Source organism: Oceanisphaera pacifica, assembly GCF_017498065.1.
Taxonomy (GTDB): Bacteria; Pseudomonadota; Gammaproteobacteria; order Enterobacterales; family Aeromonadaceae; genus Oceanimonas; species Oceanimonas pacifica.
In genome coordinates this window covers 65,128-89,549 of the sequence record NZ_JAGDFX010000016.1, presented here as the reverse complement: position 1 = coordinate 89,549, position 24,422 = coordinate 65,128, and the positions used below count along the sequence as shown (strand labels likewise).

Sequence of the window (24,422 nt, the reverse complement as noted above, 5' to 3'; positions counted from 1 at the left end):
TCCGATTTATTAGGCGGAGCAATTCATCAACATATTCCTGTGCTGTGGACGTTGGCCAGTGGCGATACTGCGAAGGACATCGATGAAGCACAGAGCCTAATTTCTGCCAAGCGTCATTGTGACTTTAAATTAAAAATTGGCTCTCGTGCGCTAATGGACGATGTCCGCCACGTGGCTGCGATTAAGGCCGCGGTGGGCGATAGCGCCAGTGTACGAGTGGATGTTAACCAAGCGTGGGACGAAGCCACTGCGGCTAAAGGTATGGCTGAGTTACAGGCGGCAGGGATTGATTTGGTTGAACAGCCGACACCGATGAAAGACTTAGCAGCCTTAGTGCGGTTATCACAAAAATTTCACCTTCCTATTTTAGCGGACGAATCCATCGCCGATGCCAGTGACTTGTTTAGTTTATCTGCGGGGGGCTTTTCCGGTGCTGTGGCCCTAAAAATTGCCAAAGCAGGCGGTCCGCTTGAGGCGTTAAAAGTAGCGCATGTAGCCAGTGCCGCAGGTATTGGTTTGTACGGTGGCACCTTGTTAGAAGGGACCATCGGCTCAGTTGCGTCACTGCATGCCTGGTCTACCCTCGAGCAACTTCATTGGGGCACCGAGATGTTTGGTCCCTTGCTAATGAAGGACGACATAGTGGTTAAACGATTAAGTTTTCAAAATAACGGTGTCGAGCTACCTACTGGGGCTGGTCTCGGCATAGAGATAGATGAAGACAAATTGGTCTATTATCGCCGCAAATAGCGGAATAGCACATAAGGATGAGTGGAAACTAATATCCGTCACCCCCTTACTTATGGAGTAATAATCATGCTGTTTAAAGTTGAAATGAAAGTAAATATCCCTCACGACCTGCCGGCTGAGGTGGTAGATGAAATTAAGGCTACCGAAAAAGCCTACTCCCAAGATCTGCAGCAGCAAGGCAAGTGGCGTCACCTGTGGCGAGTAGCGGGTAGCTATTCCAACGTGAGCATCTTTGATGTGGCTGATAACACTGAGCTGCAGGAGCTAATCAGCGCGCTACCTCTGTTCCCTTATATGGATATTAGCGTAACTCCTTTGTGCCGTCATCCGTCGTCGATCAGCTCTGATGATAGCTAATTCGCTCTTTTGTCCACTCTAAAGTGGAAAATATCACAACGAAAATATTGAGGAAGTGACTATGAACGTGAAGATTTTTGATACCCCAGAAGTTCAGGATTTTTTGAAGACGGTTGCAGGTTTTGACCAAAAAGGCGGTAGTGAACGCGGTAAGAAAATTACGCACCGTATCTTATCTGATCTATACCGTACTATTGACGACTTTGACATCACTGCCGAAGAGTACTGGTCCGCCGTCAGTCTGTTGAACGCTTTAGGGCAAGCTTCTCAGTTTGGTTTGCTATCTCCAGGCTTAGGGTTTGACCACTATATGGACATGCGCATGGATGCTGCAGATCAGGAGGCGAAACGCACCGGTGGAACCCCACGCACCATCGAAGGGCCATTGTATGTAGCTGGCGCGCCCGAGTTCGAGAGTTTTGCACGTATGGACGATGATCCAGATCTTGATGGCGAAACTATGTGGTTGCATGGCCAAGTGCGTGACACCACTGGTAATCCGGTCCCAGGTGCGAAAATAGAAATTTGGCACTGTAATTCCAAAGGCGGCTACTCTTTCTTTGATAAAAGTCAGTCACCTTATAATTTGCGCCGCACTATTATTGCTGATGCTGAGGGCCGATATCATGCACTAAGCGTGATCCCTTCCGGATACGGTGTACCTGAAGGTGCCCCGACAGATCAAATACTCAAGATGCTAGGTCGTCACGGTGAGCGTCCGGCTCATATTCATTATTTTGTTTCTGCACCAGGTCTACAGCATCTCACAACTCAAATTAATCTAGCAGGTGACAAGTACACCTATGATGACTTTGCTTTTGCTACCCGTGAAGAATTGGTGGTCGAAGGTAAGCGAGTTGAGGAGCACGTTGAAGCTAAACAACACGGTGCTGATGGCCCCGTCACTGAGGTGGTATTTGATATTGAATTATCACCTACCGAAAAAGACGAGCTACAGAACCGTCATAAGCGACCTCGCGCCATGGAGAGCGAGTCTCAAGAAAGCCAGCTGGCAGGTACTGCTACCGTCTGATTATCAATTAAAGCTATGGATTTAGCAGAGTGAGAGTTCCCCCTGAGCTCTCTCTATAAAGAATAGAGGTTCTGAATATGACTACACAGCAATTTGATGATGTTAAAAAACGTACCCGCAGCGTTATCTTCGACGACGGCATCACCGCTACTCATACCCCAGATAAAGACGATGTTGTTCAAACTGATGTGTTAATTGTTGGCTCAGGACCTGCGGGCAGCGCTGCCGCCTTGTTCCTGTCCAATCAGGGCATTGCTAATATAATGATCACCAAATATCGTTGGACAGCCAATACTCCTAGAGCGCACATTACTAATCAGCGGACCATGGAAGTATTGCGAGACGCCGGTATTGAGGATCAGGTACTGGCTGAAGCCGTACCCCATGAGCTGATGGGTGATACTGTTTATTGCGAATCGCTTGCTGGTGAGGAAATCGGCCGTAGACCCACTTGGGGTAACCGACCTGATCGTCGTGCTGACTATGAGTTAGCATCTCCGTCCATGCCTTGTGATATTCCGCAGACCTTGCTGGAGCCGATTATACTCAAGAATGCCACCATGCGTGGTACGCAAACCCAGTTTTCTACTGAGTACCTTGGGCATACTCAGGATGACGAGGGTGTGAGTGTTCAAGTGCTTAATCGTCTTACTGGTCATACATATACCATCCGTGCCAAATATATGATCGGTGCTGATGGTGCGCGCTCTAAGGTAGCAGAAGACATTAATTTGCCAATGGAAGGAGATATGGACATTGGCGGCTCTATGAATATCACCTTTAAAGCGGATTTATCTCACCTCGCTGCCCATCGACCATCAATACTTTATTGGGTGTTTCACCCAGGCTCCAATATTGGTGGCTTGGGCGCAGGTTTAGTACGTATGGTTCGGCCGTGGAACGAGTGGCTAGTGGTGTGGGGTTTTGACATTAATGGGAAGCCACCTGTACTCGACAACGAGGAAGCTATTCAGATCGTCCGTAACCTAGTAGGGATTGAGGATTTAGAAGTAGAAATACTTGGTTATTCATTGTGGGGCAATAACAACCAGTACGCTACTCATCTACAAAAAGGCCGCGTATTTTGTGCGGGAGATGCCATTCACAAGCACCCGCCTAGCCATGGCTTAGGCTCTAATACCTCCATTCAGGACTCTTATAACCTATGCTGGAAACTAGCCTATGTTATCAAGGAGAAAGCGGGCCCAGAATTGCTGGAAAGCTATTCCATCGAACGTGCTCCGATAGCCAAACAGATCGTTACTCGCGCAAACGGCTCTAGCGCTGAATATAAGCCCATTTTCGATGCGTTGGGTGTCACCGATGCAACAACAAATGAAGAGTTCACTGAGAAGCTAGCGTTACGCAAGGAAAACTCTCCCGGAGGCGCTCGTCGTCGAACAGCGCTTCGTGCCGCACTGGATGCCAAAGATTATGAGTTTAACGCCCAAGGCACTGAGATTGGACACTATTATGATTCAACGGCGGTGGTCACCGATGATAAGCCTCGCCCAGAGCTAACCGAAGATCCAATGTTGCACCATCAAAAGTCAACCTTTCCGGGCTTACGACTGCCTCATGCATGGTTAGGAGACGAAAAGGAAAAGTACTCTACTCACGATATTGCTAAAGGTACATGTTTCACTATTTTTACTGGTATTACCGGTCAAGCTTGGGCCGACGCTGCAGCTCGAGTGTCTGAGCGATTAGATATTGAGATAACAACGGTAGTAGTAGGTGAAGGGCAGCCAGTTCAAGATCTCTATGGTGACTGGTTACGCCAACGCGAAGTTGACGAAGATGGCGTTATCTTAGTGCGCCCCGATAAGCACATTGGCTGGCGCGCTTACCGCATGGTAGAAGACCCAGAAGCGGCTTTATTTAAGGTGTTCTCAGCGTTACTGCACAAAGAGATAGCTGTTGATGATACTCATAAGGCTGCATCTCAGTCAGAGCTAGTATATGCATAGCAGTAAAAAGTGTATGCCACTCAAAGTGACTACTTACTAAAAGCGCTAAGTAGGTCTTTGTCAGTGAGCATTATGATGTGGTTTAAATAGGGTAGTGATAATTGTCATACCTCTTAGCAGCACCCAATCAGATGATTTAGGTGCTGTTTTTATTTTAGCTACTATGAATAGCTGTTCTTATGGATGAATTTTATGGCTCACTGTTTTTTATATACCGCTAATCCCGCTCGTATTCTGTTTGGCCCTGGTAGTTTGTCGAAAATTGCTGATGAAATCCGCCATTTAGGCTGTTCGAACGCGCTAGTACTGTCCACCCCTTCACGACGCGAAGATGCCGAGTGCCTCCACCGCCAGCTTAAAGGATTAGGTGTTGGCATCTTTAGTGAAGCTGCTATGCACACGCCGGTCGCGGTGACCGAGCGTGCCATGGCGGTGTATGCCGAGTTGGGCGCTGACTGTATCGTCACTCTGGGAGGAGGGTCAGCTATTGGGCTGGGCAAGGCGATGGCTTATCGCACTCATGCGCCTCAGGTGGTAGTGGCGACCACCTATGCAGGCTCTGAGGTGACTCCTATTTTGGGACAGACGGAGAATCGCATAAAGACTACTATTAAACATGCTTCTGTATTGCCCGACGTCGTTATTTATGATGCTGAACTGACGCTTGGGCTGCCGGTAGCCATCAGCGTAGCCAGTGGTCTGAATGCGATGGCTCACGCTATAGAGGCCCTTTATTCCAAAAATAGCAACCCCATCACCGATTTGATGGCCTTGGAAGGTATTCGAGTCCTTAAAATAGCTTTACCTCTGATTGTCGAGCAACCGTATAACCTGACGGCGCGCAATAATACCTTATATGGCGCTTGGCTGTGTGGCACGGTGTTGGGCACAGTCGGAATGGCGCTACATCATAAAATTTGTCATACGCTGGGGGGAAGTTTTGATCTGTCTCATGCCGAGACGCACGCCGTCATGCTTCCCCATACGGCAGCTTATAACGCTCAAGATGCAAAAAGAGCCCTGGCACCTGTCACTCAGCTGTTTGATGGCGAACTGGGCAGCGGTCTGTATGACTTTGCTCAATTGATTGGCGCTCCTTTGACACTGAAAGAGCTAGGTCTTGCTGAATCTGATCTTGATAGAGCGGCGGACTTAGCAGTGGAAAACGCCTATTGGAACCCTCGACCTATAACTAGAGAAGCTGTGCGCGAACTGCTTCAGCATGCTTGGAGCGGTACTCGGCCAACATAATCTATCAAGGTTTCGTTTGGGAAAAATATAAGTGAGGAATAGTGAATGACGAAGAATTATTATTTTACAGAGAAAATGTCCATTGAGACAGTCAATGCCCGTATGGGCAAGGACATTAATCTGCGGCTGTGCGAAGTGATGGCGTCTTTAGTCACGCATCTGCATGGGTTCATCAAGGATGTGGAGTTAACACAAAGTGAGTGGCAGGTGGCTATCGACTTTCTGACGGATACTGGCCTAATGTGCGATGACCAGCGTCAGGAGTTTGTTCTTCTTTCTGACACTCTGGGCGCATCTATGTTAGTAGATGCGATTCAGCATCGGCGACCCGAACGTGCTACTGAAAATACTGTGTTTGGCCCTTTTCATGTTGAGGGTGCTCCAGAGTTGAAAATGGGTGCGAACATCTCTTTGGATGGTAAGGGTGAGCCCTGTCTTTATGAAGGGCGCGTGCTGGATCTAAACGGTAATCCGGTTGAGGGAGTACGGATTGATGTATGGTCTGATAACAATGAGGGCTTTTACGATGTTCAACAACCTAGTAAGCAACCGACTTGGAATAACCGAGGGGTATTTATAACCGGTGCCGATGGTCGCTACTGGTTCACAGGTATTAAACCGGTTCCTTATCCAATCCCCAATGATGGGCCTGTGGGGAAGATGCTAGAGAGTCTTGGGCGCCACCCTTGGCGGCCCGCTCATATGCATTTCATGCTTAACCATCCAAACTTTGAGCGCATCGTCACCCATACCTTCGTATCAGGTGATCCCTACCTCATGTCTGATACTGTCTTTGGAGTAAAGGATTCACTCCTTGTTGATTATATACCCAGTAAAAACAGGAAGACGAAATGGCAGGCTAAGTTTGATTTTATTATGGTTTATGAGCGTGATTAGTCATATCTAATGAAGTATCAGTTTTCAGTGGCGGACCTTTTCTCCTAACCACATTTACGTTACAGTTCTAGAGTCGCTATGTAGCTACAACCAGTACGATGAAGTCAGCTTTATGGATAATGGCCACGTAAGCGGTTGTTTACCATCTCAGTCAAGATGGTATTCACTAATCGCATGACGGCATTTGGGTTGTCATTAGTGCGGCGAGAAATAATGACTGGCGTACGTATATTGTCGTCAGCTACCGATACATACTCTACTCCTTCGCGATGTAGTTTTTTCACCTGTTCCGGGACCAAAGCAAACCCCATTCCTGATGCCACTAGTGCTAAAGCCGTCTGTAAGTCATTAACTTGTTGAATGATTTCTATCTGAAGACCCTCGCGATGAAACAACCCTAATGTCATATCGGAAAAATTAGGCGCGGGGCCCGCTGGAAAAGCAACCATCGGCATCTCGGATAACTGTTGTAAGCAAGGTACTCTCCGGGTGAGTGGATGAGCGTCAGGAAGAGCGGCAATCAAGGGCTCATTGAATAATACTTTTTGATCTACATCCGGATCTTCTATATGTATACGACCAAAACCCACATCGATTTTCCCACTCTTTAGCGCTTCAATTTGTTCCTGGGTTTTTAATTCATGTAAGACTATTTCTAAGTTTTTATTGCGGCGCAGGCGCCGCACCATCAAAGGTAATTGACCGTAAAATACCGAGGGTACAAAGCCTATCGAAAAAGTTTTTTTACGATGAAGTGCCACCTGTCGCGTACTTTTGATGCTAGCGTCAACCCTGTTAATGATGCCATAAGCCTGGTGTAAAAAGTGTTTCCCCCCAATAGTGAGCTCTAACCCTCTGGGCTTACGTATAAATAGCTGCACCCCTAACTCATCTTCTAATTGTTTGATTTGCCGAGTTAACGGTGGCTGAGCGATAAACAGCCTTTCTGCCGCTCGGGTTAAATTTAGCTCTTCTGCTGCCACAATGAAATACCGTAAATACCTTAACTCCACATCCATACCTCCTGAGTATCATTAACGACTTATTTGATATTGGCTTACATTATTTCACAAGTGTAACTTCCCCTTAACAAGTATTTACGAAATTACGCATGGAGATTACATGTCAGCAATCATTCAGTCCATAGAAGCAATATTGGTTGATATCCCAACCATACGTCCGCATCAGCTTTCTATGACTACCATGGGCGTTCAAACCATGGTGATAGTAAGAATCAAGGACTCTGATGGTCTTGAGGGATTGGGTGAAGCTACCACCATTGGTGGTCTGGCATACGGGCCTGAAAGCCCAGAAAGTATCAAGTTGACCATAGATACTTACTTTACTCCGCTGCTTACTGGTTTACCTGCAGACGGTATCAATACCTTAAAGGTAAGGATAAGCCAGGTCGCTCAAGGTAATTTCTTAGCAAAATCGGCCATAGAGACCGCGCTATTGGATCTCCAAGGCAAACGATTAAATTGTTCAGTATCCGATTTATTAGGCGGAGCAATTCATCAACATATTCCTGTGCTGTGGACGTTGGCCAGTGGCGATACTGCGAAGGACATCGATGAAGCACAGAGCCTAATTTCTGCCAAGCGTCATTGTGACTTTAAATTAAAAATTGGCTCTCGTGCGCTAATGGACGATGTCCGCCACGTGGCTGCGATTAAGGCCGCGGTGGGCGATAGCGCCAGTGTACGAGTGGATGTTAACCAAGCGTGGGACGAAGCCACTGCGGCTAAAGGTATGGCTGAGTTACAGGCGGCAGGGATTGATTTGGTTGAACAGCCGACACCGATGAAAGACTTAGCAGCCTTAGTGCGGTTATCACAAAAATTTCACCTTCCTATTTTAGCGGACGAATCCATCGCCGATGCCAGTGACTTGTTTAGTTTATCTGCGGGGGGCTTTTCCGGTGCTGTGGCCCTAAAAATTGCCAAAGCAGGCGGTCCGCTTGAGGCGTTAAAAGTAGCGCATGTAGCCAGTGCCGCAGGTATTGGTTTGTACGGTGGCACCTTGTTAGAAGGGACCATCGGCTCAGTTGCGTCACTGCATGCCTGGTCTACCCTCGAGCAACTTCATTGGGGTACCGAGATGTTTGGTCCCTTGCTAATGAAGGACGACATAGTGGTTAAACGGTTGAACTTTCATGATAACGGTGTCGAGCTGCCGGCAGGGCCTGGATTAGGCGTAGCCATTGATGAAGACAAACTGGCGCAGTATCGCCGTAAGTAGCTGCTGTTATTACCATTTATTAAACGGAGAGAAAGATATGTTGTTCAAAGTAGAAATGACCGTAAATATTCCTCATGAGCTGCCTGCTGATGTTATCGATGAGGTGAAAGCTCGTGAAAAAGCTTATTCCCAAGAATTACAGCAGCAAGGTAAGTGGCGTCATTTGTGGCGAGTAGCGGGTAGCTATTCCAACGTGAGCATCTTTGATGTGGAAGATAATGCTGAGCTACAGGAGCTTATTAGTAATTTACCATTATTCCCGTACATGGAAATCACGGCGGTAGTGGCTCTGTGCAGACACCCCTCTTCTATTAGAGACAGTGACGCTTAAGCGATGACTTAAAACAAGTTTACGCATATTGCAATAGATATAAATAAGATCCGTGAATTAAATAAAGCAGAGGACATTCGCATGACTTTAGAACATACCCCTAGTGCTCAAGGTTCCGGAAGCGCCGCTACCGAAAAATTTAAATCAGAAAGAGTTAGCTCCGATACGACTAAAGAAAGAGCCGCCGCTATTTACCAAGACTTACTTAATGGAGTAGGAGACGTTATTCGCAAGCACGAAGTGACTTATGACGAATACAATGTGTTTAAGCAGTGGTTGATCGATGTGGGTGAAGGTGGTGAGTGGCCACTTTTCTGTGATGTTTTTGTAGAGCATCACATAGAAGAAGTAAATTACCAGCGTCATGAATTTAAAGGCACAAAAGGGAGCATTGAAGGACCTTATTATGTGCCAAATGCACCACAGCTACCTTCTGTTACTACTATGCCTATGCGTGAAGAAGATTTATCGGCTCCACAGCTAGTTTTTTCTGGGCAAGTAACAGACTTAGAAGGCAAAGGCTTAGCGGGCGCGCATGTAGAAATGTGGAGTAACGATGCCGATGGGTATTACTCACAGTTTGCGCCTGATATTCCAGAATGGAACCTCCGTGGCACCATTGTAGCCGACGATGATGGTAATTTTTCTATAACCACTTTGTATCCTGTTCCCTACCGAATCCCTCATGATGGGCCTACAGGTGCGTTTATTGAATCTTATGGTGGTCACCCGTGGCGACCAGCTCACCTTCACCTATTAGTTTCGCACCCTGGGTATAACGGCATTATCACGCAGCTTTATTTTAATGAAGGGGACTACATCAACGATGATGTGGCAAGTGCTGTGAAGCCGGAGCTAATACTTAATCCTAAGAAAGGGGATGACGGTTTACATCGTGTTAATTATGACTTTGTACTAGATCCTAAACCTGAGTAATAAAGTCGGTAATAAAGGTATCGAACTTTACCCACACTTATTACCTTATTTGAATAAAGACTTAGTAAGAAACCAGCTCAATTATGGGCTGGTCAGCTTCTTGCACCTTATTACCAGTAATGGTGACTAAAAAAAATTAAAAGGAAGTTAGCTATGACTCGCCAACTTGACCGATTAGAAGAGCAAATTCGAGGAGCCGTGGAAGCGGATCCTGCTACTGGACATTACCGCGGTGATCGCAGTGCTTTTACCGACCAAGAAATATTTGAACTAGAGATGAAGCACATCTTTGAAGGTAACTGGGTTTTTTTAGCTCACGAAAGCCAAATCGAAAACCCAGGAGACTATTACACCGCTACCGTCGGCCGTCAGCCAGTAGTGGTAACTCGCACGAAAGAAGGTGAACTAAGAGCACTGCTAAATACTTGCTCACACCGTGGAGCCACTTTGTGCCGCAAAAAACAGGGTAATAAAGCGTCTTTTACCTGTCCATTCCATGGTTGGACCTTTAAAAATGACGGCAAGTTACTTAGAGCGCGAGACCAAAAAAAGGGCGGCTACCCAGACAACTTTAATACCGATGGCTCCCATGATCTCAAGCGCTTGCCACGCTTTGAAAACTACCGTGGCTTTCTGTTCGGTAGCCTGAATGCAGATGTATTGCCGTTAACTGAGTATCTGGGTGAGACCACTAAGATCATCGATAATATGGTGGATCAGGCGGTAGACGGTCTCGAAGTATTGCGTGGTACCTCTACTTATACCTATGAAGGAAACTGGAAGCTGACCGCTGAAAATGGTGCTGATGGCTACCATGTTGGGACAGTGCACTGGAACTACTTATCTACCATGAGCCAGCGTAACTACGAAAAGGGCGGCACTGAAGCGGTAGATGCTAAAAGCTGGTCCAACGAAGGTGGGTTTTACGCTTTTGAACATGGCCATATCATGTTGTGGACCCGATTGACTAATCCTGCAGTGCGTCCGGTATTTAGTCAGCTGGAGCGCTTACAGCAAGATGTAGGTGAAGCGCGTGCCGACTCCATTGTTAATACCACCAAGAACTTGTGCATTTACCCTAACGTTTATTTGATGGATCAGTTTTCTACTCAGATCCGCGTCCTGCGTCCTATTTCTGTTAATAAAACAGAGATTACCATTTATTGCTGGGCCCCTAAAAATGAGCCAGCGGAAGATCGTGCTAAGCGCCTACGTCAGTATGAAGATTTCTTTAATGTCAGCGGCATGGGGACTCCAGATGACCTAGAAGAGTTTCGAGCCTGTCAGGAAGGCTACGAAGCCAGTGGTTTAAAGTGGAATGATATGAGCCGCGGAGCTAAGCATTGGGTAACAGGGCCAGATAGCAGCGCTAAAGCGATTGGTCTTAATCCTGTCCTCAGCGGGCTCAAGCCTGAAGATGAAGGTCTGTATGTCGTTCACCATCAGCATTGGGTGGATGAAATGCTTAAAGCGGTAGCCAATGAGCGCGCTCAGCTTATTTCGATTACTTCTATGGAGGATGCCCAATGAACTTTGAAAAAATCCAAGCGTTTGTTTACCGAGAAGCACGCCTTTTAGATGACCGCGAGTGGGACGAATGGCTTAAGTGTTACCACGAAGACGTAGTGTACTGGATGCCGGCTTGGGACGATGAAGATCAGTTAACGGAAGATCCACAGCGTGAGATCTCCCTGATTTACTATCCTAGCCGCCGAGGTTTGGAAGACAGAGTGTATCGAATTAAGACCGAGCGCTCTGGGGCGAGCTCGATGCCAGAGCCTCGAACGACGCACCTGACTACCAATCTCGAAGTGCTAGAGCAAACCGATGATCAGGTGAAATTGCGCTTTAATTGGCAGACCAATAGTCATCGCTATCACAAGACTGAGAGCTTTTTCGGTATTGCTTTCTACACCTTGGATATCAGTGCCGAGCAACCAGTAATAACCGAAAAGAAAGTAATTTTAAATAACGACTATATCAACCAGGTGATTGATATTTATCATCTGTAACCAGTAGGAAAGCCATCATGAGTTACAACATAGCACTTAATTTTGAAGACGGCGTTACTCGCTTCATTAGCTGTAACGAAGGGGAAACAGTGCTGGATGCGGCCTATCGTAACCAGATTAATCTGCCAATGGACTGTTCCGATGGTGTGTGTGGAACCTGTAAAGGGAGTTGCCACCAAGGTGACTTCGAGCTTGGTGACGAATATATCGATGAAGCCCTGACCGATGATGAAGCTGAGTTGGGAATGGTGTTGACCTGTCAGATGGTTCCGAGCAGTGATTGTGTAGTAGAAATCCCTACAGCTTCCTCTTTGTGCAAGACGGGGATAGCTACCGTAAATGCAACGGTCACTGAGGTTAACCTGATCTCTGCTACTGCCATCGAACTGAAAATGACTGCAGACGAAGATGTCGGCTTTTTAGCGGGTCAGTATGTAAATATTCAAGTGCCTGGTAGTGAAGAGGTTCGAGCTTATTCCTTTAGTTCTACACCAGGTAGTTGTGATCTGAGCTTTTTAATTCGCAACGTACCCGGCGGTTTAATGAGTAGCTATTTGGTGGGGCAATGTAAAGCGGGTGACATCTTGAACTTAACAGGTCCTATGGGCGTGTTTTATTTACGCCAAGTGCTGAAGCCAGTCCTGATGCTGGCCGGCGGTACTGGCCTTGCGCCGTTCTTATCAATGCTAGAACACCTCAAGAACAGCGAACTCAATCAACCGATACACCTAATTTATGGTGTCACTCATGATGATGACTTGGTCGGTGTAGCTGCGTTGGAAAAGTTCGCTGCCGAAATAGAGCTATTTAGTTTTAAAACCGTGATTTCCAGCACTGAGAGCTCTCACCCGCTTAAGGGCTTTGTGACTAACCATATGCAAGACGCGCCTATTCAAGAGGGCAATGTCGACGTTTATCTGTGTGGTCCACCGCCTATGGTAGATGCAGTGTTAGGTTATTTCCATGAGCATGACATAGAGCCGAATTCTTTCCATTACGAGAAGTTTACTCCCAGTCAGGTAGCGATTGGGGAGCACGTCGCATGAACCCACGTTTTAGTAACAAAGTTATGGTGATCACCGGTGCCGCACAAGGCATCGGGCATCGAGTTGCCGAACGTGCTGCCCAAGAGGGTGCTCGATTGGTCTTAGTCGATTTAGCTGATTATGTACATCAGAGAGCAGCCGACCTTATGGAGCAAGGTGCAGAAACCATTGCGGTTCAAGCGGACTTAGAGACCTGGGTGGGTGCAGAAAAAGTCATGGCTACGGCTGAGCAAGAGTTCGGCCGAATCGACATCCTAATCAATAACGTGGGCGGTACTATCTGGGCTCAGCCCTATGAGCATTACACACCAGAACAGATCGAGAAAGAAATTCAGCGTTCCTTGTTTCCCACTCTGTGGTGCTGTCGTGCTGTTTTACCTTATATGGTAAAGCAGCAAAGTGGCGTTATTGTCAATGTGTCATCGGTAGCTACCAGAGGCCTGATGCGGGTGCCTTATGGCGCAGCCAAAGGGGGGGTGAATGCTATGACCGTCAACCTAGCTTTTGAATATGCAGAGCACGGTATTCGTGTGAACGCTACGGCGCCGGGTGGAACCGAAGCTCCCCCCCGATTAACCCCGCGTAATACACAAACACAAAGTGAGCGCGAGCAACAGTGGTATGGCGCGCTAATTAAACAAACTGAAGCCAGCAGTATGATGGGTCGGTACGGCACATTGGACGAACAAGCGGCTGCCATTTTATTTCTTGCGTCAGACGACGCTAATTATATTACAGGCACCATTCTTCCCGTAGCAGGCGGGGACCAAGGTTAATACTAATAGGGACTGTCGGAGGAAAAGACGGTTTTTAGTAGGCGCACGGGAGAGAGCTGTTCTCTCACACTTCCGACTTTAAGGATAACAAGCGGAGTAATACCCCATGAGAAATATCGATGTAAACAACACCATTGATAATGCCATATTTAGTAGCTTTCATTGGAAAGTACTATTTTGGTGCTCTTTAATCATTATTTTTGATGGTTACGATCTGGTGATCTACGGCGTCGTTCTGCCCTTATTAATGGAGCAATGGAACCTTAGTCCATACGTGGCGGGCTTACTAGGCAGCAGCGCATTATTTGGCATGATGTTTGGTGCAATGGGTTTTGGCATGCTGTCCGATCGGCTAGGACGTAAAAAAACCATACTTATATGTGTGATGTTGTTTAGCGGGACAACGGTAATTAATGGTTTAGCCAGTAATCCTTGGCAGTTCGGTATTCTGCGTTTTATCGCTGGGCTAGGGATTGGGGGGGTGATGCCCAACGTGGTCTCGTTGATGAGTGAATACTCACCTAAAAGAAGCCGTAGCACGTTGGTGGCTTTAATGTTTAGTGGTTACGCCGTGGGCGGTATGATGTCCGCAGGATTGGGGATTTGGATCGTGCCGAACAATGGATGGGAAATTATGTTCTATCTGGCGGCTATTCCCATGTTGCTATTGCCACTAATGATTAAATATCTACCAGAGTCTGTTGCCTTTCTCATGGTAAAAAAACGTGAAGAAGAAGCTCGACATATATTACAAAAAATTGCTCCAGAGCAGCGGATCACTACTCAAGATAGGCTAGTGGTGCCGCCTGTATCTACTACCAAGGCTTCGGTTTTAGAGCTGTTTCGCGAGGGGCGAGGCTTAAGCACTATGATGTTTTGGACCGCTTTTTTCTGCTGTTTGCTAATGGTGTATGCTCTAGGCTCTTGGCTACCAAAGTTAATGTCTGCTGCTGGTTACGCGCTTAGTTCTAGTTTGATGTTTCTCATGGTATTAAACATAGGTGCCATCATCGGGGCAGTGGGTGGAGGCTGGTTAGCTGATCGTTTTTCGCTGCGTTCGGTGCTGGCCAGTTTCTTTATTCTGGCCTCCGCTTCTTTAATTGCTTTGGGTTATGAAAGTCCGATGTGGGTTCTTTATGTATTGATGGGAATTGCGGGTGCCACTACCATAGGTTCCCAAATACTGCTCTATGCTTATGTTGCGCAATACTATCCTGCTCATATCCGCTCTACCGGACTAGGTTGGGCTTCGGGCATTGGTCGTAATGGCGCCATCGTTGGACCGATACTGGGTGGTGTACTGCTAGCCATGGCGTTGCCCCACCAACTGAACTTTGCAGCCTTAGCCGTACCGGGAGTTATCGCTACTTTGGCCATTGCTTTGGTCGATCGCCGCCTTGGTGCTAGTCAGCAACGCCGTGCAGCTAGTATGGCTAAAATCAGTTGATACCCCATGATAAACCTCTTCGGCTTAGCGTAGAAGAGGTTTTATATCTTTCTTTAATACTAGGAGCGGCGTCATGAAGGTATTGTTACGTGACTTTTCGCTATCCGCCGTTACCGCTGGTTTTTTAGCCGTCCTTATATCCTATGCCGGCCCTCTGGCTATCTTATTTCAAGCTGGTGCCAGTGCTGATGTCTCTCAGGAAATGTTAACTTCTTGGGTGTGGGCTATCTCGATTGGCTCAGCGGTCGCCGGCATTTTATTATCACTTTGGCTAAAAATACCGGTGGTGACCGCGTGGTCAGCGCCGGGTACAGCGTTATTAGTTACTTTGTTTCCTGATTTATCTTTGAATGAAGCTATTGGCGCTTATATTAGCGCCGCAGTGATCATGCTGCTAATTGGACTATCCGGTAGCTTCGATACTTTGGTACGTGCCATTCCCAAAGGGTTGGCGGCAGGCATGATGGCAGGCATCTTATTTCAGTTTGCCATCGGTGCATTTATGACCATCGAAATGGCCCCTGGACTTGCTTTGGGTATGCTGGCTGTTTATGTAGTCTGTCGCCGAGTGTGCCCGCCTTATACTTTGATTTGGTTATTAATTTCCGGAGTGATACTGGCAGTAATATTAGAAGGGGCTTCTCTTACTGGTGTGCGTTGGGAGTTGGCGGTGCCTCAACTTATTAAGCCCGAGTGGAATTTATCTTCTACTCTCAGCTTGGCACTTCCGTTAGTACTGGTCAGCCTAACTGGCCAGTTTTTACCCGGCATCGCCGTATTGCATAATGCAGGGTACCAAGTGAATGCTAGACCCGTGATTGGTGTTACTAGCTTGGTATCGGTACCTTTAGCGCTGTTTGGTGGCATCAGCATAGTGGTTGCCGCTATTACGGCCTCCATTTGTGCAGGAAAAGATGCTCATCACGAGCCTAGTCGTCGGTATATTGCCGGTGTTTTTAATGGTGTTTTTTATCTGATCGGGGGGTTGTTCGCTGGCAGTATCGTCAGTTTATTTACTTCATTACCTGCCGCCTTTGTCGCTGTACTAGCGGGGTTAGCCTTGCTGAACGCTATCTCGGGTAATTTATTGGCCGCGCTGGAGGATAGTCGTGATCGAGAGGCTTCGCTCATCACTTTTTTCATTACAGCGTCAGGTTTATCATTATATGGACTTTCCTCAGCATTATGGGGTGTAGTGATTGGTTATGCAGTTCATTTGGTATTGACGGGAAGGCCTGCTTCATTTATAAAACACCAAAAGAGCACGTTAGGAGTAAAAATAAAGTTGGGGGAAAAAAGAAAAATTAAATGATGGATATACAGTCTTTTCTCAGGGCGGACGCATGAGTGTTTAATTTTTAATCTCTGATTATATGCCAGCTATTAATACTTTCTCAAGATGCCCTTTTTTCATCCAGCATTGTCGCTGTTTACTGACCAAGCTGAGCTTGGTTAATTCTGCTCTAAGCGTATAAATAATTGCGTTGCTATCTTCTCTGCTGCAAGAGGTGCGTAATGTTATGCCATCATGCATATACTCTGTAATCATAAAAAAGTACGCCTCATTTCACCACAGTATAACCTCTAGATAGCTATCTCTTATTTTTTTCAATTATCTCTGTTTTATCTCAAAAAGCAGCTGCTCAAGAAATAATGAAATTTATGGTTCATTATTAAGTAATGTATAGAGCGGAAGATGACTATATGTTATGTAAATAAAATCTGTATGATGGCATAACTAGTATCCATGCGATCTGGGAATAAAAAAGTGTTGCTGGTGCAAAATACAAATGGGCTCAGCGATATACAAAGCGGCATAACCAATGAATTAACGGCTTTGCTGCACTGATTTTGAAGGCTTTACGTGATTTTTAATGACATCAGCAAACGCTCTTTGATCATTTGTGTTGCTGTTCATTGCCTGCATATAAACGGGCATTACAGTAAATTTTCACAGATAAGCTCTATTCAGCTCAAGTCGATGATCACGGCTGTAGCCCTTAGCTAGCTGAATGTGAGCATAAGTCCATCCAGATGAGACTGCTGATATCAAGATGAACGGTGCTTCTATCAAGCCCAGCTGTCGGCGATGGCTTGGTAGAGCAGGGATACATCAGCCTAACGCATCATCATTGAGATACTTGGGTAAGATCCCCTATCGCAGTAGACGCTCAGTCTGCTTATCAGAAAAGAATTGAGGAACCATATATAACGTGCGGTAATGAGACCCTAAACCATTGATAATCATAGTAACTTTAGCTTAACCATGACTAACATGACGCTCGTCTTGCTTAGGTATAATGGAGTTCACTACGCATGGGAGTCTAAGTTCACGGCACATGCCAGCTACCAAGTCTAGATGGTCGAGATTCTTGATGTGATAAGAAAGAATTGTTATGGTGGAGTTTGCTAGAGATCTGAATCTTCAGGGGAAAAGGCATTATGAGGCAATTGTGGAGGCGTGTCGTTTGCGGTTACGGCCCATTTTGATGACGTCAATTGCCTTCACTGCCGGTGTGGTTCCACTTGTTTTGAGCACGGGCGCCGGAGCAGAGATGCGTCACGCCATGGGTATTGCAGTGTTTTCCGGAATGATTGGTGTGACGGTTTTCGGGCTGCTCTTTACGCCGGTATTTTATGCCGTTATTCAGCGAGCGAAGGTCCCTGCCGTGGATGACTATCCGGAGACGGTGAATTAATAAAGCACTGGGAATAATGTCGGTAAGGCTGACTGCAGGGTTATCCTGAATAACGAGGAAGGCGTTGATTGAGGTGTTTAATGGATCTGCCATTCACACTAAACACCTCAATCGAGCCTACAGGTTTTATACTAGTCGGCTAAACGGTAGGTGCCACCTCTTGTTAAGGCAGATTGGTATGCTGGGCGGGCTTGGAGCCGCTTGATCCAAGCTGTCAGGTTAGGACGTTGGTGTAATAGGCCAAACGAGCCTGCAATCTCCCCAACAAAGCTCATCTGGATATCTGCGGCACTGAACAGTTCGTCTAGCAGAAAGGTTTTACCCTCCAGCGAAGCCTCTACAAAACCCAAATGATTATTGAGTTCACTGTTTATGCGCGGCTGCAGAGCTGCACCTCCATCTCCCAGAGGATCAACATAAACCTTTAACAGCAGAGGAAGCATTGCCGATCCCTCAGCGTAGTGAAGCCACTGCACATATTGCTCATACGCCCGGCTTTCAGGAGTAGGGTGCAGGAGGTCTCCAGCATACTTTCTGATGAGATAATCAATAATTGCCCCGGATTCATGGATGATGAAACTGCCGTCTTCAATGACCGGCGACTTACCCAGTGGGTGAATGCGCAACAGCTCTGGTGGCGCCAGATGTGTAACCGAATCACGCTCATAGCGTTTAATGTCGTACTCAAGGCCCAGTTCTTCGAGCAACCAGAGAATACGCTGTGAGCGCGAATCGTTTAAGTGATGAACGAGGATCATATGTATAACTCCGGAAGATTTGTGCGAGATGAGTGAAGAGGCGGTTTTGCCGGGTGGCTACCCACTCAAACGTGAGATTATTACTATCTCACATCATATACGACCGGTCTAATCATAATGCATCGCCGTCTTGCGATATGGCAGCCAAGCGTAATAAAAGCAGCTGGTCGAGTGTTTGTTTTCCATAGGTCTCCGCGCACAACCAGAGTCTCTCGTCTAGACAATTGGTCTAGTCCGGCTTAGAATCTGTTTATGGAATCAAAAGCTAATGTTCACGATGTACGTAGTCATATCCTGGAAACCGGCCAGTGTATTATCAGTGGCAAAGGGTTCAGTGCTGTCGGATTGAGTGAAATTCTGCAGACTGCTGGTGTGCCCAAAGGGTCTTTTTATCATTATTTTGGGTCCAAAGAAGCCTTTGGTGAGGAGTTACTCAAGAGCTATTTTTCGGACTACCAAGTCTCTCTTGAGGCACTACTCTCGCGCCCGGGCTTGTCCGGAGCAGAGCGATTGATCGGTTATTGGAAAGTTTGGCTGGAAACTCAGTCGGCCTGCGACCCGAAAGGTAAGTGTTTGGCAGTAAAACTTGCAGCCGAAGTTAGCGACTTATCCGAAACCATGCGCATTGTGTTGCAACAGGGAACGGACCGAGTTATCGCAAGACTTGCCCGGGCAGTTGAGGACGGCATTGCTGATGGCTCGTTACCTGCTCACCTGGATGCAAAAACGACAGCGTCAACTCTCTATCAATTATGGTTGGGTGCAAGCCTGCGAGCGAAAATCACACGCAACCGTGAGCCCTTGGAGTCTGCGTTTGAGGCAACACAAGGGTTGCTGGGGTTGAATTAAGAGCTAGCCGGAAAAAATTTAATCTAACTATAGACGACCGGTCTATTTATGAGAATAGAGGAATCCTTATGAGAGCGGTTATTCTTCGGGCCCCGGGTGGGCTGAATCAATTGGAGCTGAGTGATCTGCCCGACCCTGGCCAACCCGGACCGGGACAAATACGTGTGGCAATACATGCAACCTCCCTGAATTTCCACGATTTACTGGTCGCTAATGGCAGTATCCCAACCGCCGATGGGCGGATTCTGATGTCCGACGGTGCGGGAGTGGTCGAGGCTGTTGGTGAAGGCGTGACTGAATTCGCTGTTGGCGAAAGCGTTGTGTCTGGGTTTTTCCCTCAATGGCAGGACGGTCGGGCATTTGATGATGTAGGCAATTTCCGGGGAACTCCAGGTGATGGAATAGACGGCTACGCAACTGAGTATGTGGTGCGGCCAGCACACTATTTTACCCATGCACCTGCGTGCTGGGGGCATTCCGAAGCGGCAACGATCACCACAGCGGGCCTCACAGCGTGGCGGGCGTTAGTGGTTGAGGGCGGAATCAAGGCAGGGGATAGCGTGCTGTTGCTCGGCACCGGGGGCGTATCCATTGCGGCCTTGCAGATTGCCAGAGCCATGGGGGCGCGAGTCATTATTACCTCGTCTTCTGACAAGAAGCTTGAACGGGCTCGGGCCCTTGGTGCAACCGATGTTATTAACTATCGGACAAGTCCGAATTGGGGTGCCGAGGTGCTCGCATTAACCAAAGGGCGGGGTGTTGATCATGTTGTTGAGGTTGGTGGGCCCGGAACGCTTGGGCAGTCATTGCAGGCTGTTCGCGTCGGTGGAAATGTAGCATTGATTGGCGTATTGACAGGGCGCGGTGGCGAGGTGCCCACTTCGTTGTTGATGGCGAAGCAGGCTCGCCTGCAAGGGTTGGTGGTTGGCAGTCGCCGCCAGCAGCAGGAATACGTTGCAGCACTGGAACAGAATAATCTTCGCCCCGTGATCGACTGCAGCTACCCTCTGGAACGTTTGTCAGACGCGTTCAAATTCCAGGAAAGCGGCAGTCACTTTGGCAAAATCGTTGTTGAGTGGTAACCGTCGGGCGCCCCTATTGGTTAGCGCTCTGTTGCGCCGGGAATTCCTGTTGGAGAAGTGAAAGTATCCACTTGTGCAGCGGGTCCTGGCTTGAGCGAGGGTGCCATGCGGCAATGACATCGAAGCAGGGCGGTGAATCATCAAGCTGGATCGGACGAACAAGTGGGTTCGGAAGAATGCGTGAGGGCAAGAAAGCTATGCAGTCAGTTGAGGCGATACAGGCCGGCGCAGCGGCGAAGCTCGGTACCGACATAACAATGTTTCGGCTGTAGCCCTTGCTTGCAAACCAGTCATCCGCTGAACCGATCAGGTTTGCTCTTGTCGGGGAGACAATAATCTGGGGCAAATCGGCAATGTCACCAATGGTGAATTGCCGGCTTTGCATCGGAGAATCACTCCTTGTTACGCAGATGTGGTGTTCGGAGAACAACCATTTCGTTTGACAACCATCGGGGACGAACGCAGGAAAAGTTAATGCAAGATCGAGGTCTCCCGATGTCAGAAGCGGATACAGTCGATCGCTTTCAAAGTCCCTGATGATCAGTTTTAACCCCGGAGCTTGGGCTCTTACCTTCGCCATCAATCTTGGCAATATAACCGCTACAGCATAATCCGTCGCAGATATCACAAAGGTCGTATGCACTTCGGCAGGGTCAAACCTGTCGGGTGGTGATAGTGCCGCAAGACTCTCGAACACTGCATTCACTCTTGGCTCAAGCTGTTCAGCCAGCGGCGTGGGAATGAGGCCCTGTGCGGAGCGCAGGAACAAGTGATCTTGAAACGTATCCCTAAGCTTGCTCAGTTGAGCACTTACAGCTTGCTGGGTGAGGCCCATCTGGGCGGCGGCACGTGTCACGTTTCGCTCTTTTAAGAGTGCTTTAAAAACCCTTAGCTGTTTTAAGTCGATCCGACTAATACCATTCATATTTGTAGTTGTAACCAATAATTACTGTTTCTGCTTGTAAGTATGCCACCGTAAGATCGCTTTTGTCATGACTCGATACCAGGTGAACGCGCGAGCTCGAATGCGGGTTTGCTATGGATTGTGTCCACAACGATGTTTCGACAAAGGTAGGAGCAGAGAATGAGTCATAGTTTAACGAAAGAAAACGTTCAGGAATTTATCAAGCCGAACTATAGCATGCTGATTGGCGGTCAATGGGTGGAAAGCCGGTCTGGCAGGACGGTCCAAACGGTTAGCCCAGCAACAGGAGCAGTTCTCTCTAATCTGCAGTTAGCAAATAGTGAAGACGTGGATTTGGCAGTAAAGGCCGCACGTGAGGCTTTTCCCCGCTGGAGCGGCACTTCCCCTGTGGAGCGTCAGCGCGCGTTGCTCTCGATAGCTGATTTACTTGAGGCTCGAGCACAAGAGTTTGCGTACTTGGAAACTCTGGATAATGGCAAGCCGTTGCGGGAATCCAGTCAAATCGATATTCCGCTGGCCGTTGACCATTTTCGTTATTTCGCAGGTGTTATTCGTTCTCATAGCGACGAGGCCGCACAACTTGATAACCAGACTCTGAGTATAGTGTTGAGCGAGCCTGTTGGCGTTGTTGGACAGGTTATTCCTTGGAATTTCCCTCTTTTGATGGCTGCGTGGAAGTTGGCTCCGGCCCTGGCAGCTGGCAACACGATTGTTATTAAGCCATCAGAGATGACCTCAATTACTCTGCTTACTTTGGGGGAAATCCTTAACGAAGTTTTACCCCAAGGAACCGTCAACATCGTAACTGGCAACGGCCCGGAAGCCGGGCAAGCACTGCTTGATCATCCGGGGGTTGATAAGTTGGCCTTTACCGGGTCTACAGCGGTTGGATACCGCGTAGCTAAGGCCGCGGCTGAAAAGCTGATACCGGCGACTTTAGAGCTGGGTGGGAAATCAGCCAACATTGTGTTTCCTGATGCAAATATCGAGAAGGCTTTGGAAGGGGCTGTCACATCGATTCTTCTCAATCAGGGGGAAGTGTGTGAGTCCGGCGCTCGACTGTTCGTCCATCGGTCTATCTTCGACGAATTTGTTAATGCGCTTAAGGAGCGGTTTGAGGGGATAAAAGTTGGAGATCCATTGGATCTTAACACCCAAATGGGAAGCCAGGTCAGCCAGCAACAGATGGAAAGGATCCTCGGCTATATCGATCTGGCTACCCAGGAAGGCGCACGGATTGTTACTGGGGGGGAGCGACTGGTTGGTGCGAATCTGGAACGTGGTTGCTTTATCTCTCCGACGATTATCGTTGATGCCAGCAACAAAATGCGGGTGGCACAAGAGGAAATTTTCGGTCCTGTCTTGGTGGTTATGTCGTTCGAAGATGATGACGAGGTGATTGAGCTGGCCAATGAGTCTGAGTACGGCTTGGCAGGCGCAGTTTGGACGCAGGATATCAATCGCGCTCTCAACATTGCTCGCGCTATCAAAACAGGACGGGTATGGGTGAATACCTATCACGAACTGCCTGCACATGCGCCTTTTGGTGGATACAAAAAATCCGGTATTGGTCGGGAGACCCACAAAATGGTGCTGGATAGTTACACCGAGAAGAAAAATATCATTATCAGCCTGAATGAGTCCGGTCCGGGCCTCTTTTAATGCAACGGAGCACTGCTTGCTCCGGTATGAAAACTTTATTTAAAGGAAATAGCGTTATGAATGTAAGTCCTCTTTTTGAGCCCTTGAGTCTGGGTTCGCTTGAACTGAAAAACCGTATTGTCCTGCCACCTCTCACGCGCTCAAGAAGCTCTCAGCCAGGAAATATTCCGAACGAACTGATGGCTGACTACTATGCGCAGCGGGCTTCAGCTGGCTTTATGGTCACAGAAGGCACGCAGATAGAGCCTAGAGGTCAGGGTTACGCGTGGACGCCAGGAATTTTCACGGCAGAACAGATTGAAGGTTGGAGAAAAGTAACCGATGCGGTTCATCGGGAAGGTGGCAAGATCTTTTGTCAGTTGTGGCATGTAGGGCGAGTTTCTCACCGTTCTCTTCAGCCAGACGGGCAGGCGCCGGTGGCGCCCTCCGCCATTCGTGCTGAAGGTGTGAAAGTGTTCGTAGAAACAGCGCCCGGGGAAGGTGCGCTAGCTGATCCCGATGAGCCTCGAGCACTTACAACCGAGGAAGTTCAGCAGCTTGTAAAGCTATACGCTCGCGCCGCTCGTAATGCCATTGATGCCGGGTTTGATGGCGTAGAAATACACAGCGCGAATGGCTACCTGGTGAATCAGTTCATTTCAGAGCATACCAACCACCGGACCGATCAATACGGCGGCAGTTTGCGGAACCGGTTGCGTTTCCTGGAGGAAGTTGTGGCCGCAATCTCAGAGGAGGTGGGGGCCGAGCGCCTGGGAGTGAGATTTGCTCCCTTGTTTGAGAGCACGGAAGAGGAGCGCGTCTATCTTGGGCTGGTTGAATCGGACCCTCACGAAACCTATCTGGAGGCCGCAAGGGTGTTGGATCGGATGGGTGTTGCCTACATTTCAATTGCTGAGGCCGATTGGGATGATGCGCCAAGACTGCCGGAAAGCTTCTGCAGTGCACTCAGGGAATCCTTTAGTGGCATTTTGATTTATGCGGGCCGCTACACTCCGGAAAAAGCACTTCGTATGCTTGATGCAGGATACGGCGACCTTTTCGCTTTTGGAAAGCCGTTTATTGCCAACCCGGATTTGCCGTATCGGATACGGCAAGGGCTGCCCTGGAACGAGGTTGATCCCACAACCATGTACGGTGGAACTGACAAGGGATATATCGATTATCCCACCTACGACTCGCAGGCTGCCTCGGAGCCCAGAACACCAGAGAGGGTGACAGGCTAAGGAGCTGCTGGATGAGAGGAGCCTCCTTGATAGGGGGCTCACTTTTAGTATTTCGGGAACATTATCCCGGCTGCGCGATAACTTTGGTCTTTTCGCTGGACCCCATCATTCATAGTGATATCGCGAATATCGCTACAGAATTATTCAGGCTCTCAATTCCTCGCAATAATTTCTGCT

Annotated in this window: 22 protein-coding genes and 2 pseudogenes; 20 read left to right on the top strand and 4 right to left on the bottom strand. The window is 48.0% G+C overall.

Annotation, left to right across the window (positions count from 1 at the left end; translation table 11 throughout):
* From J3U76_RS12835 to J3U76_RS12810, 6 genes are all read left to right on the top strand, one after another.
* Positions 1-750: enolase C-terminal domain-like protein (locus J3U76_RS12835; protein ID WP_208006374.1), on the top strand; the 750-nt coding region annotated here is incomplete at its 5' end.
* A gap of 66 nt (positions 751-816) precedes the next feature.
* Positions 817-1,107, top strand: coding sequence for a muconolactone Delta-isomerase (gene catC, locus J3U76_RS12830; RefSeq protein WP_208006373.1), 291 nt, complete (start codon positions 817-819; stop codon positions 1,105-1,107).
* A 61-nt stretch (positions 1,108-1,168) separates the two neighbouring features.
* Positions 1,169-2,140 carry a catechol 1,2-dioxygenase gene (gene catA / locus J3U76_RS12825; protein ID WP_208006372.1) on the top strand — a complete coding sequence of 324 codons (972 nt, stop codon included), beginning with the start codon at positions 1,169-1,171 and terminating at the stop codon, positions 2,138-2,140.
* 77 nt (positions 2,141-2,217) lie between these two features.
* A complete protein-coding gene (locus J3U76_RS12820; protein WP_208006371.1) occupies positions 2,218-4,110 on the top strand; it encodes an FAD-dependent oxidoreductase in 1,893 nt (630 codons plus the stop codon).
* 192 nt (positions 4,111-4,302) lie between these two features.
* Positions 4,303-5,361, top strand: a complete 1,059-nt coding sequence (locus tag J3U76_RS12815; RefSeq protein WP_208006370.1) for a maleylacetate reductase — start codon at positions 4,303-4,305, stop codon at positions 5,359-5,361.
* Between the two features lie 45 nt (positions 5,362-5,406).
* Positions 5,407-6,258 carry a dioxygenase family protein gene (locus J3U76_RS12810; protein ID WP_208006369.1) on the top strand — a complete coding sequence of 284 codons (852 nt, stop codon included), beginning with the start codon at positions 5,407-5,409 and terminating at the stop codon, positions 6,256-6,258.
* Between the two features lie 110 nt (positions 6,259-6,368).
* Here the strand turns inward: J3U76_RS12810 and J3U76_RS12805 are convergent, their stop codons facing one another.
* Positions 6,369-7,277 (bottom strand): LysR family transcriptional regulator, encoded by a 909-nt coding sequence (locus J3U76_RS12805; protein ID WP_243454245.1) that lies wholly within the window; start codon positions 7,275-7,277, stop codon positions 6,369-6,371.
* A 103-nt stretch (positions 7,278-7,380) separates the two neighbouring features.
* Here J3U76_RS12805 and J3U76_RS12800 point away from each other — a divergent pair, with 103 nt between their 5' ends.
* From J3U76_RS12800 to J3U76_RS12760, 9 genes are all read left to right on the top strand, one after another.
* Complete coding sequence (locus J3U76_RS12800) at positions 7,381-8,499, top strand: muconate/chloromuconate family cycloisomerase (protein ID WP_208006367.1); 1,119 nt, start codon at positions 7,381-7,383, stop codon at positions 8,497-8,499.
* A 37-nt stretch (positions 8,500-8,536) separates the two neighbouring features.
* A complete protein-coding gene (catC, locus tag J3U76_RS12795) occupies positions 8,537-8,830 on the top strand; it encodes a muconolactone Delta-isomerase (protein ID WP_208006366.1) in 294 nt (97 codons plus the stop codon).
* Positions 8,831-8,911: 81 nt separating this feature from the next.
* A complete protein-coding gene (gene catA / locus J3U76_RS12790) occupies positions 8,912-9,766 on the top strand; it encodes a catechol 1,2-dioxygenase (RefSeq protein WP_208006365.1) in 855 nt (284 codons plus the stop codon).
* A gap of 153 nt (positions 9,767-9,919) precedes the next feature.
* Positions 9,920-11,296 carry a Rieske 2Fe-2S domain-containing protein gene (locus J3U76_RS12785; protein WP_208006364.1) on the top strand — a complete coding sequence of 459 codons (1,377 nt, stop codon included), beginning with the start codon at positions 9,920-9,922 and terminating at the stop codon, positions 11,294-11,296.
* Positions 11,293-11,778: a benzoate 1,2-dioxygenase small subunit gene (gene benB, locus J3U76_RS12780; RefSeq protein ID WP_208006363.1), complete on the top strand. Its 486-nt coding sequence runs from the start codon at positions 11,293-11,295 to the stop codon at positions 11,776-11,778. The genes J3U76_RS12785 and benB overlap by 4 nt, the downstream gene beginning before the upstream one ends.
* Before the next feature lie 17 nt (positions 11,779-11,795).
* Positions 11,796-12,824, top strand: coding sequence for a benzoate 1,2-dioxygenase electron transfer component BenC (gene benC / locus J3U76_RS12775; protein WP_208006362.1), 1,029 nt, complete (start codon positions 11,796-11,798; stop codon positions 12,822-12,824).
* A complete protein-coding gene (gene benD, locus J3U76_RS12770) occupies positions 12,821-13,600 on the top strand; it encodes a benzoate diol dehydrogenase BenD (protein ID WP_208006361.1) in 780 nt (259 codons plus the stop codon). The genes benC and benD overlap by 4 nt, the downstream gene beginning before the upstream one ends.
* A gap of 106 nt (positions 13,601-13,706) precedes the next feature.
* Positions 13,707-15,047, top strand: coding sequence for an MFS transporter (locus J3U76_RS12765; RefSeq protein WP_208006360.1), 1,341 nt, complete (start codon positions 13,707-13,709; stop codon positions 15,045-15,047).
* Between the two features lie 73 nt (positions 15,048-15,120).
* Complete coding sequence (locus tag J3U76_RS12760; protein ID WP_208006359.1) at positions 15,121-16,359, top strand: benzoate/H(+) symporter BenE family transporter; 1,239 nt, start codon at positions 15,121-15,123, stop codon at positions 16,357-16,359.
* Between the two features lie 441 nt (positions 16,360-16,800).
* Here the strand turns inward: J3U76_RS12760 and J3U76_RS14775 are convergent.
* Positions 16,801-17,445 (bottom strand): annotated as a pseudogene (locus J3U76_RS14775) (DUF4277 domain-containing protein); the annotation flags it as partial.
* Between J3U76_RS14775 and J3U76_RS12745 the strand changes: the two are divergent.
* Positions 17,438-17,746 (top strand): annotated as a pseudogene (locus tag J3U76_RS12745) (efflux RND transporter permease subunit); the annotation flags it as partial. The pseudogenes J3U76_RS14775 and J3U76_RS12745 sit on opposite strands and share 8 nt — an antisense overlap.
* A gap of 131 nt (positions 17,747-17,877) precedes the next feature.
* Here J3U76_RS12745 and J3U76_RS12740 read toward each other — a convergent pair.
* Complete coding sequence (locus J3U76_RS12740; protein ID WP_100638812.1) at positions 17,878-18,504, bottom strand: glutathione S-transferase family protein; 627 nt, start codon at positions 18,502-18,504, stop codon at positions 17,878-17,880.
* Between the two features lie 252 nt (positions 18,505-18,756).
* Between J3U76_RS12740 and J3U76_RS12735 the strand changes: the two genes are divergently transcribed.
* On the top strand, positions 18,757-19,353 hold the full coding sequence (locus J3U76_RS12735) for a TetR/AcrR family transcriptional regulator (RefSeq protein WP_100638811.1): 597 nt from the start codon (positions 18,757-18,759) through the stop codon (positions 19,351-19,353).
* Positions 19,354-19,421: 68 nt separating this feature from the next.
* The gene (locus J3U76_RS12730) at positions 19,422-20,435 is read left to right on the top strand and encodes a zinc-dependent alcohol dehydrogenase family protein (protein WP_100638810.1); all 1,014 of its coding nucleotides are present in this window, start codon (positions 19,422-19,424) and stop codon (positions 20,433-20,435) included.
* Between the two features lie 13 nt (positions 20,436-20,448).
* Here J3U76_RS12730 and J3U76_RS12725 read toward each other — a convergent pair whose 3' ends face one another.
* Complete coding sequence (locus J3U76_RS12725) at positions 20,449-21,360, bottom strand: LysR family transcriptional regulator (protein ID WP_100638809.1); 912 nt, start codon at positions 21,358-21,360, stop codon at positions 20,449-20,451.
* Between the two features lie 159 nt (positions 21,361-21,519).
* Between J3U76_RS12725 and J3U76_RS12720 the strand changes: the two genes are divergently transcribed.
* Positions 21,520-23,022, top strand: coding sequence for an aldehyde dehydrogenase family protein (locus J3U76_RS12720; protein WP_208006355.1), 1,503 nt, complete (start codon positions 21,520-21,522; stop codon positions 23,020-23,022).
* 56 nt (positions 23,023-23,078) lie between these two features.
* Entirely contained in the window at positions 23,079-24,245 is a 1,167-nt protein-coding gene (locus J3U76_RS12715) for an alkene reductase (RefSeq protein WP_208006354.1), read from the top strand.
* Positions 24,246-24,422 lie beyond the last annotated feature (177 nt).

Bases quoted from the DNA above. Each gene is read 5' to 3' on its own strand.
- catC (WP_208006373.1), top strand. From the start codon at position 817: ATGCTGTTTAAAGTTGAAATGAAAGTAAATATCCCTCACGACCTGCCG.
- catA (WP_208006372.1), top strand. From the start codon at position 1,169: ATGAACGTGAAGATTTTTGATACCCCAGAAGTTCAGGATTTTTTGAAG.
- J3U76_RS12820 (WP_208006371.1), top strand. From the start codon at position 2,218: ATGACTACACAGCAATTTGATGATGTTAAAAAACGTACCCGCAGCGTT.
- J3U76_RS12815 (WP_208006370.1), top strand. From the start codon at position 4,303: ATGGCTCACTGTTTTTTATATACCGCTAATCCCGCTCGTATTCTGTTT.
- J3U76_RS12810 (WP_208006369.1), top strand. From the start codon at position 5,407: ATGACGAAGAATTATTATTTTACAGAGAAAATGTCCATTGAGACAGTC.
- J3U76_RS12805 (WP_243454245.1), bottom strand. From the start codon at position 7,277: ATGGATGTGGAGTTAAGGTATTTACGGTATTTCATTGTGGCAGCAGAA.
- J3U76_RS12800 (WP_208006367.1), top strand. From the start codon at position 7,381: ATGTCAGCAATCATTCAGTCCATAGAAGCAATATTGGTTGATATCCCA.
- catC (WP_208006366.1), top strand. From the start codon at position 8,537: ATGTTGTTCAAAGTAGAAATGACCGTAAATATTCCTCATGAGCTGCCT.
- catA (WP_208006365.1), top strand. From the start codon at position 8,912: ATGACTTTAGAACATACCCCTAGTGCTCAAGGTTCCGGAAGCGCCGCT.
- J3U76_RS12785 (WP_208006364.1), top strand. From the start codon at position 9,920: ATGACTCGCCAACTTGACCGATTAGAAGAGCAAATTCGAGGAGCCGTG.
- benB (WP_208006363.1), top strand. From the start codon at position 11,293: ATGAACTTTGAAAAAATCCAAGCGTTTGTTTACCGAGAAGCACGCCTT.
- benC (WP_208006362.1), top strand. From the start codon at position 11,796: ATGAGTTACAACATAGCACTTAATTTTGAAGACGGCGTTACTCGCTTC.
- benD (WP_208006361.1), top strand. From the start codon at position 12,821: ATGAACCCACGTTTTAGTAACAAAGTTATGGTGATCACCGGTGCCGCA.
- J3U76_RS12765 (WP_208006360.1), top strand. From the start codon at position 13,707: ATGAGAAATATCGATGTAAACAACACCATTGATAATGCCATATTTAGT.
- J3U76_RS12760 (WP_208006359.1), top strand. From the start codon at position 15,121: ATGAAGGTATTGTTACGTGACTTTTCGCTATCCGCCGTTACCGCTGGT.
- J3U76_RS12740 (WP_100638812.1), bottom strand. From the start codon at position 18,504: ATGATCCTCGTTCATCACTTAAACGATTCGCGCTCACAGCGTATTCTC.
- J3U76_RS12735 (WP_100638811.1), top strand. From the start codon at position 18,757: ATGGAATCAAAAGCTAATGTTCACGATGTACGTAGTCATATCCTGGAA.
- J3U76_RS12730 (WP_100638810.1), top strand. From the start codon at position 19,422: ATGAGAGCGGTTATTCTTCGGGCCCCGGGTGGGCTGAATCAATTGGAG.
- J3U76_RS12725 (WP_100638809.1), bottom strand. From the start codon at position 21,360: ATGAATGGTATTAGTCGGATCGACTTAAAACAGCTAAGGGTTTTTAAA.
- J3U76_RS12720 (WP_208006355.1), top strand. From the start codon at position 21,520: ATGAGTCATAGTTTAACGAAAGAAAACGTTCAGGAATTTATCAAGCCG.
- J3U76_RS12715 (WP_208006354.1), top strand. From the start codon at position 23,079: ATGAATGTAAGTCCTCTTTTTGAGCCCTTGAGTCTGGGTTCGCTTGAA.